This window comes from Myroides sp. C1519 (assembly GCF_038039755.1).
In the GTDB taxonomy this organism is placed as follows: domain Bacteria; phylum Bacteroidota; class Bacteroidia; order Flavobacteriales; family Flavobacteriaceae; genus Flavobacterium; species Flavobacterium phaeum_A.
This window is the reverse complement of sequence record NZ_JBBPHM010000039.1, coordinates 1-6,646: the sequence shown is the minus strand read 5'-3', so window position 1 is coordinate 6,646 and position 6,646 is coordinate 1. Positions and strand designations below refer to the sequence as shown.

The 6,646-nt window shown below is 37.9% G+C and carries 4 protein-coding genes; 2 read left to right on the top strand and 2 right to left on the bottom strand.

Going from position 1 to position 6,646, the window contains the following annotated elements; translation table 11 throughout:
• Positions 1 to 235 precede the first annotated feature (235 nt).
• On the bottom strand, positions 236 to 1,081 hold the full coding sequence (locus AABL81_RS13335) for a sulfurtransferase (RefSeq protein WP_341341304.1): 846 nt from the start codon (positions 1,079 to 1,081) through the stop codon (positions 236 to 238).
• A 38-nt stretch (positions 1,082 to 1,119) separates the two neighbouring features.
• A complete protein-coding gene (locus AABL81_RS13330; protein ID WP_341341303.1) occupies positions 1,120 to 2,064 on the bottom strand; it encodes a hypothetical protein in 945 nt (314 codons plus the stop codon).
• Between the two features lie 124 nt (positions 2,065 to 2,188).
• On the opposite strand from AABL81_RS13330, the gene AABL81_RS13325 reads away from it, so the two are divergent.
• Positions 2,189 to 4,723 (top strand): heavy metal translocating P-type ATPase, encoded by a 2,535-nt coding sequence (locus tag AABL81_RS13325; protein ID WP_341341302.1) that lies wholly within the window; start codon positions 2,189 to 2,191, stop codon positions 4,721 to 4,723.
• Positions 4,724 to 5,444: 721 nt separating this feature from the next.
• Positions 5,445 to 6,290: an EamA family transporter gene (locus tag AABL81_RS13320; protein WP_341341301.1), complete on the top strand. Its 846-nt coding sequence runs from the start codon at positions 5,445 to 5,447 to the stop codon at positions 6,288 to 6,290.
• Positions 6,291 to 6,646: the final 356 nt, after the last annotated feature.

The window sequence follows — 6,646 nt, the reverse complement described above, 5'->3', positions numbered from 1 at the left end:
CATTCCCACATTTTCACAACGGTTGAATTGTAATGTTTTGTTTGTAATAACATTCCCACATTTTCACAACGGTTGAATTGTGATATTTTGTTTGTAATAACATTTCGGGTTTTCAGTTTTCGGTTACCAGTTCCCGGTTTTCAGTTCCCGGTTAACAGTTCGACGCATCACGTTTTACGTTTCACGTATTTCGGTTATCAGTTCCCGGTTTCCGATTAACAATTCCCCTTTTACTTTACTCCTCTGTAACAATCGGTTTATCATTTCGAGACCACTCACTCCACGAACCAACGTATAACTTCGGAATCTCCATTCCTGCTGAGGCGATGGCTAATAAACTATGGCAAGCAGTAATACCTGAACCACAGTGAACGATTACTTCTTCTTTTCCTGTAAACGCTGTGGTGTATTTGTCTTTCAACTCATTAGGTGATAAGAACAATCCGTTACCATCTAAATTAGACATAAACGGAATATTCACTGATCCTGGAATATGTCCTGCCACTTGGTCAATAGGTTCTGTATGTCCTTTATAACGACTTGGCTCACGAACGTCAATAACCAAATAAGTAGGCTTTTCTGAGTTTGCCTCTACCTCATCGATTGTCGCTGTTGGCAATAACCACGCATTAATAGGGTAAGCCCCTACTACCTTTCTCTCTACGGGTTTATCATTCGTAGGAAAACCTTGTTTCACTGCCTCTTGTAATCCACCGTTCAAGACCTGTACCTTTGGATGTCCTACTGCTTGTAACATCCACCAAAAACGAGCTGCCGAATTAGCGCCGTTCTTGTCGTCGTAAATGACAACGTGACTATCAGGTGTTATTCCTAAGTCTTGTAACGCTTGGGCAAACTGAGCTAACGTAGGTAAAGGGTGTCTTCCGCCTTGTGCTGCGTCTGCTCCTATATTAGCCAACTGCTTGTTAGAATCGACAAAAATAGCACCCTCTAAATGCTGTGCGTCATAATTTGCCTTTGCGTCTTTGTGGTTTGAAGCATCAACAATAACAAGATTATCCCCTGCTGTTTGTTGTAATACTACTAACTCTGACACTTGTATAATGGGTTGTAAGCTCATCTTTCAATAGTTTTAATTGTGGTTCTAAAAATACGCGATTACAATCGCGGAATAGCAATAATCTTTGTTAATCTCATTCCTAAAGCTAAAATATCTCTATCTACTTTCACATCATACGTATTATTAGTCATTGAAATACTCGTTTCTGTATCCAACACCTTTCTCTTCACAGCTGTACTCACTTCATAGGTTACGTACAAATCGTCTGTATCTAAAAACTTGGTTACGATTTTCAACACCCCGTGTTCTTCATTTACATTAAACGGTAATACCTTATTAATTGCTGGGTTAAACGATTCAGACACATACACCGTTAGCTCTTTAGGTAAAAAGCGTTGACCAACTGCCATTGCCTCTTTCGCTGTGTACACAATTCGCTCTGCCTTATACCCTACTAAATCAATAAAATCACCTGTTGCCACGCGGTCGTAATTCAACGTATCTATATTCGTTTGCAACTGCTCAGCGTCTATATAATTCTTCTTATAAGAGAAGTTTAACTTGCTATTAGGTACAATCGTTGACCCGACATACGCAAAGCCCTCATCCAAAATATCATTCCACTTATTCTCTAAAACATACGTAAGCCCCTCTCCTTTGTAAACCGCCTCGTAACCTGCAACATAAACACTACTACTGATAAAAGGCAAAGTGCCGTAAGTGGTAGTGAAAGACGGACTATTCTTAATCACTTCTTGCAAATGGGCGTTGTCTTCTTTTGATAGTTTAGCCCCGTATTCTTTTGCTAAATCAAGCATATGCAATGGATCTTTACTCACATATTTTACAAAGTCGTTAAAGATAGGATCACTCATAGACATTGTGTACGTCAAGGCCCCTTCTTCAAACTTATCTACTTCTTGTTTCTCTTTATTTACTGATTCTGTCTGTGGTTCCCCCGTTGGTTCGTCTCCCTTTTTATCGTTCTTACAACTGGTAATTAGGAGTCCAACACCCAACAATAATAGCATACTTTTTTTCATAAACATCATTTTTTGTATGCCTAAAATACGAAAACTATATAACCCTTTCTAAGAATTGTATAACTAATAATTGGTTGAATTGTTCGTATTTTGTAACTACCTTAATACACATATTTATACTATAATGAAAAAACTATATAAAGTTAGCGGAATGAGCTGCAACGGTTGTAGAACCAAAGTAGAGAATACGCTAAACGAACTAAAAGACATTAATGCGCAGGTTACGTTAGAAACGGAACAGGCTGCTATTGAATCGAAAAGCGAGATTGACACCTTACACTTGCAAAAGGCATTGCTGAAAAAAGGGAACTATATCTTACAAGAAATTGTAACCCATACAGATGGTACACAAGAAGTACTACCTCCGGTTGAAATTAGTGAGGAAGACCAGTATGTACAGGAGATTCCGCAGGGAATGGCAGACAAGGCAGGGAAGTATTTCTGTCCGATGTTATGTGAGGGTGATAAGGTTTATGACACCAATGTAGGTTGTCCGGTCTGTGGGATGAACTTAGAACACATACCAGCTGCAAAGGTTGAAAAAACAGTGTATTACTGTCCGATGTTATGTGAAGGCGACAAGACCTATGACGAGCCAGGCGATTGTCCTACTTGTGGTATGAACTTAGTTGAAAAGACGATTTCAGTTGAACCAGAAGATACCACGTATAAGGATATGTTGAAAAAACTGCGCATCTCCTTAGCTTTTACTATTCCTGTGTTTTTATTAGCAATGGGTGGTATGATTCCGGGTGACCCAATTGGCCAGGTAATCCCCCATCACATCAATAACTACTTACAACTGCTATTTACCATTCCTGTTGTCTATGTGTGTTGGATGTTTTTCCAACGAGCGTGGACATCGTTTAAAACGTGGAATCTAAATATGTTTAGTTTAATTGGATTAGGAGCTGCGGCTGGATTGGTATTCAGCGTAGTAGCGTTGTTCTTTCCAAACTTATTTCCTGAGGATTTCAAAGGAGAACACGGTATTCACTTGTATTTTGAGTCGGTAGCGGTTATTCTGACCTTGGTTTTAGTTGGACAAGTAATGGAAGCGAAAGCGCATAGTCGTACCAATACGGCAATTAAAGAATTGTTGAAACTATCGCCTACTGATGCTACGTTGGTAACAGATAAGGGGGATGAAAAAATAGCGATTGACAAAATAGTCAAAGGCAACAAACTACGCGTTAAACCAGGAGAGAAAATTCCCGTTGACGGTGTAATTGTAGAAGGAGAAAGTAGCATTGACGAGTCGATGATCTCAGGAGAACCAATTCCTGTTCACAAGATAAAAGGTGCCCCTGTAGTAGCGGGAACAATCAACGGCAACAGCTCTTTTGTGATGTTGGCTGAGAAAGTAGGTAGCGAAACCTTGTTGGCACAAATCATTGAAATGGTAAACAACGCGAGTCGCTCACGTGCGCCAATTCAGAAGTTAGCAGATAAAGTAGCGAAATACTTTGTACCAACGGTTGTTTTAATCGCTGTGGTCACTTTCTTCTTGTGGAAAATATACGGTCCGGAACCTAAGTTGGCTTTTGCTTTTGTGAATGCCTTAGCCGTGTTAATCATCGCTTGTCCGTGTGCTTTAGGATTGGCAACGCCTATGTCTATTATGGTTGGAATTGGAAAAGGGGCACAAAACGGTATCTTGATTAAGAACGCAGAGGCACTGGAAACAGCGAATACTATTGATGTGGTAATTACGGATAAAACGGGTACGCTGACAGAAGGGAAACCATCGGTTGAGAAAATCGTTAGTCTGACTGAGGCGTACACAGCTGAAGAGTTGCTATACTTGACCGCTTCGTTAAACCAGAATAGTGAGCACGCTTTAGCGACTTCGTTTGTTAATAAAGCAAAAGAGGAAGGCGTACAGCTTATTCCTGTAAAAATGTTTACCAACAACACAGGTAAGGGTATTCAGGGAATTGTAGATAAAAAGCGTATTTCCCTTGGTAACAAAGCGTTAATGGAAAGCGTTCGCGCTGAGTTGTCTGATGTGTTAATACAACAAGTAGCAGTTGAGCAAAACCTTGGAAAGACAGTTTCCTATATCGCTGAAAACAATACCATTATAGGATATGCGGTGTTATATGACAAGATAAAAGAGAGCAGTAAACAAGCAGTGAAAGACTTGCAACAAAAGGGTATTGAGGTAATTATGATTACGGGAGATAACCCTAATACCGCTAAGGCTGTAGCTGATGAATTGGGAATTATTCACTTCCTTGCTGAGGCGATGCCACAAGACAAGTTGAACGAGATTAAGAAGCTACAAGAACAAGGGCGTATCGTAGCAATGGCAGGTGATGGTATTAATGACGCTCCAGCATTGGCACAGGCAAATGTGGGGATTTCAATGGGTACGGGAACTGATGTGGCTATTGAAAGTGCAGAGGTTACGTTGCTAAAAGGCGACTTAGCTGGTATTCCAAAGGCGATTAACTTGAGCCACGGGGTAATGCGTAACATCAAACAGAACTTATTCTTTGCTTTTGTGTACAATAGCGTGGGAATACCAATTGCAGCAGGGATTTTATATCCTGTATTTGGTTTACTCCTATCGCCAATGATTGCGGCAGTAGCTATGAGTTTTAGTTCAGTTTCTGTTATTTCAAACTCGTTAAGACTGAAAAACCTAAAACTTTAGGGAGTTAAAACACTTACTTTAGAGTTGAAAAATAAGCTTACCAAGACATCTGTTGTTTAGGTGATTATAATAGATAAAAAATAAAAGGTTGCAACGCTGTGTGTCGTTGCAACCTTTTTACATTTAAAAAACACAATATAAATAAAATCAAAAAAGAGCTCGATATACTCAAGCTCTTTTTCTCACCTTAAATCAAAAACTGCAAACACATTTTACAATTTTAATTTTTTACTTTTAAAAAAAGGCCACTCGATAGAATGGCCTTCTATACTGATACATCTTATATTAAATAAAACAAGTCCCCACTCCGTTTTTTTAAATTGTATTAAGATGCCCAGAGCAATATTTTTTCCTTATTACCTACGGCTAAGATACATATTAATTCCAAACTTTAACAATTAAAAACAAATAATTTTAAATAATTACCAAAAATTAATACATTACAGCTAAAAAACAATATTTCATTATTCAATTTTTACAATATACATTGTTTTTTTAACAATTAGCACTTTATACAAACACTCTGTTAGTGAATATATTATTTAAATCATACAATTCCCCCTCAATGTATAGTTTTACTACTGATATACAACTACATAACGCTAACTTTATTCATTTATTGAGTTTACAATGACGCTTTGTAACATATATTTTAACAGCATATACCTCATTATCCGTTTTTTTAAACTAATTTGACCTCTTTACAAAACAATCGCCGAATATGAAAAAATCAATACCTGCTATCCCCGCTGCTATCTTATCTATGATGAGTGTACAAGGTGGTGCTTCTATTGCAAAATCACTATTTCCTATCTTAGGAGCAGCAGGTACAAGTTCACTCCGCATTGGTATATCGGCTATTATCTTGTTCTTTTACAACAGACCTAACTTAAAAAAGCTCACTGCTCTTGAATGGAAGATTAGTTTTATGTACGGAATGTGCTTAGCTTTTATGAACTTGTTGTTTTACTTTGCAATTCAGCGTATTCCCATTGGATTAGGGGTTACCATCGAATTTATAGGTCCGCTTAGCTTGGCTATTTTCTCCTCTCGTAAAAAAATAGACTACGTATGGGCAATGATTGCAGCTGTTGGAATATTACTAATTGTTCCTTGGCAAAACAACTCTCTTGATTTTATAGGACTTTTACTTGCTTTTGCAGCCGGATTATTTTGGGCAGGGTATATTGTTGTTGGGGGAAAAGTAGCACAAAAAATGGATAGTAACACATCGGTTACTGTTGGTATGGGATTCGCAGCTTTATTTATTATTCCTTTTGCTTTAGTATCAGGTGATTTAATGGCATTAACTGGAAAGCTATTGTTGATTGGAACGGCTGTTGCGCTATTGTCAAGTGCTATTCCTTTTTCATTAGACATCATTGCTTTAAAGAAATTACCGTCAAAAACCTTTAGTATTTTAATGAGTTTGCAACCTGCTTTTGGGGCTATTTCAGGATTATTATTCTTAGGTGAGATTCTGACATTTTACCAATGGCTGTCAATTTTGTGTGTCATCTCTGCAAGTATTGGAACGACAATTTCTTCAAGAAAAGAAGTTCAATAAGGATTATTTGATGTATCGGGAAACGTGATACGATATATTGCATATTCTATTCAATATATTCATATAGTGAATTACATTGCGGTATCCGTAAGGGTACACCTCTTATTAATTAATAGCATTACAGTATTGTTTGTTTATAAATAAACAACAGGGGGCAAACACGTGGGTTTGCCCCTACGAGCGCGATATGTGATATACATTATGTCGTATGCCGTGCGGGCGAATAATAATTCGCCCCTACAAAAGTTGGGTTGTGACGATTTTGTTTGTAATGGTATTTCGTTTTTTATGCATCGGTTCAATTGTGATATTTCAGGGGATAAATGTCATTTCATCGAAATAATCACGCCATATAT